Origin of the sequence: Sphingomonas sp. 3-13AW (genome assembly GCF_049311085.1) — a bacterium.
Lineage (GTDB): Bacteria > Pseudomonadota > Alphaproteobacteria > Sphingomonadales > Sphingomonadaceae > Sphingomonas.
In genome coordinates, this window is the sequence record NZ_JASNVZ010000050.1 from 1 (window position 1) to 1,982 (window position 1,982).

Here is a 1,982-nt window from a genome sequence, read left to right on the forward strand (position 1 = left end):
GGCTCCTCAAGCGACCGGAAGGAAAAAGGCGACGCTCCAATTCCAGAGCGGGTAGGGCTTGTTCACGAACTGCGGGATGTTGGCGGTCGGGTACATTCCGCGCTCGGGCTCGTAGACGTAGTTGTCGTAGGCGACGGCCGGGTCACTGTCGCGGACCATGCCGTTGCCGGGGTTCGTCTGGCCTTGGCTGGCGTACCAGACCCTGGCATTCGCCCCGATCGGCCGCGTGGTGGTGATGCGAATGATCGTGTCGCGAACGATCGACACCTCCGCGATCGGGATCGCACCGGCGTCGTCGGTGAGGCGAAAGCCTTTCGTCGGACTGCTGTATTCGGCCCCGCCGGACATCTGCGGCTCGTCGAAGACGAGCGGGCCGAACGGAACATGGTACGAGACATAGATCGTCGAGGTGCCCGACTTCGTGATCTTGATGGGGCGCAGCGGCTCCCACGCCCGGCCCTCCACCGCCACCTGGTGATAGACTTTGGCGAACTGGTGCCCGAACCAGCGGGAGCCGTTGCTGTCGAGGTGCCCGCCCTTGTCAGTATACGGATAGGCCGGCCCGACCATTGCGGTGGTCGCGCGGTTGGCCAGCACCGCGTCGAGCTGCGCCATGCCGACATGCAGGCCGGGCACGCCGTCTCCATCCACGTCGCGGGTGTAGCTGCCGCTGGTCTGGTACGTCAGGAATAGCGGCGGCAACGCCTGCCCGGTGATGCTGATCGCATCGCCCTGCATGTTGGCGATCATAGCCTCGAACTTCGCGCGATATGTGGCGTAGGTGCGGTTCAGGGAGTTGTGGCCGCTCGCCTGCTGATAGTCGTGCTCGCCCTGCAGGTAGCCGACAGCGCCCACCGTGACAGCCTTGCCCTCGGCGCTTGCGATCGCCTTCACCTTGGTGATGGCGCTTGTGTAGCGCCCGTAGCTCTCGCTGCCGCCCTCGGTGTGGTTCTTCCCCAGCTCGCCGATCGTCGCGCCTGAGACAGCCACGTTGATCGAGACGAAGCGCCGCGACGCATAGTCCTCGTTGAGCAGATACTGCCCGAGCGCATAGCGTGCGCCGTTCGCCCAGCCGTGGTTGATCGGCTCGCCGCGCGCGCCGTTCCCCGGCGCCAGCTGCGCTTCCCCAGCAGCATCAACGAACGTGCTGTTGTTCGAAAACGTCACCGCCACCAGCGGCTTGAGCACGTCGGCCCCGCCCACCGGCAGGAAGGTGCCGGTCGTCGTGTTGACGCCCCCGCCAAGGTACTGGACGCTGTCGCCCAGCATCAGGTTGCCGAAGCGATTGGTGCGGGACAGCGCCGGCCAGGTCTCATCGCCCTGCGCCAGCGACTGGCCGTAAACGCACAGCAGCACATAAGGAGAGGTCGGCCGCTGAACGGTGGTGATCCGCCGCATATAGACCGACTGCGAATAGGCCTTGTTCGCGGCGTCCTGCGCGTCGAGAGCGGCGTCGTCGCCGGACTTGCCCGGACCATAGAAGGCGCCGTTCATCCACCCGGCGAGGACGTGCCCCTGCGGGTCGGCAATCGCGACATCATAGTCGTGCTTGCCAAAGTCGATCGTGACCCCGTTGAAATAGCTGACCGTAAGGCGCTCGTTGCCCATCTCGGCGGTGAAGCGGGGGCCGAACACTTTGCGCCCCATGACCCCGAACAGGACGTTGCCAGCATCGTCCTGGATAACAGCGTCGTAGTCGGCATCTTCCAGGTCGATCCGGGCGCCGCCCTGGTTCCGGCCGATCGAGCCGCGCTCGTCGAACTTGACCGCACCATTCGTGCCAATGTTGGCCTGTGCGCCGGGTGGCATCAGCAAGGCGGCTGCATTGACGAGCGGCGTGACGACGCTCGACAGAGCCTGCAGGCTCTTTGCCGTCCAGGCGCCGTCGGCACCCAGGCCCGCCCCGAAGTGGCCGGCCTCGTCAACGAACGCCGCGATCAGGTTGAGGAGCGCCGGGTCCGCCGTCGACAGCTTCGTCAGCG

Annotated in this window: 1 protein-coding gene; it reads right to left on the minus strand. The window is 65.9% G+C overall.

The window, feature by feature from the left end; genetic code table 11:
* Window positions 1-6: 6 nt before the first annotated feature.
* Window positions 7-1,982, minus strand: a 1,976-nt coding sequence (locus QP045_RS21430) for a hypothetical protein (RefSeq protein ID WP_422517034.1), incomplete at its 5' end; no start/stop codon positions are given.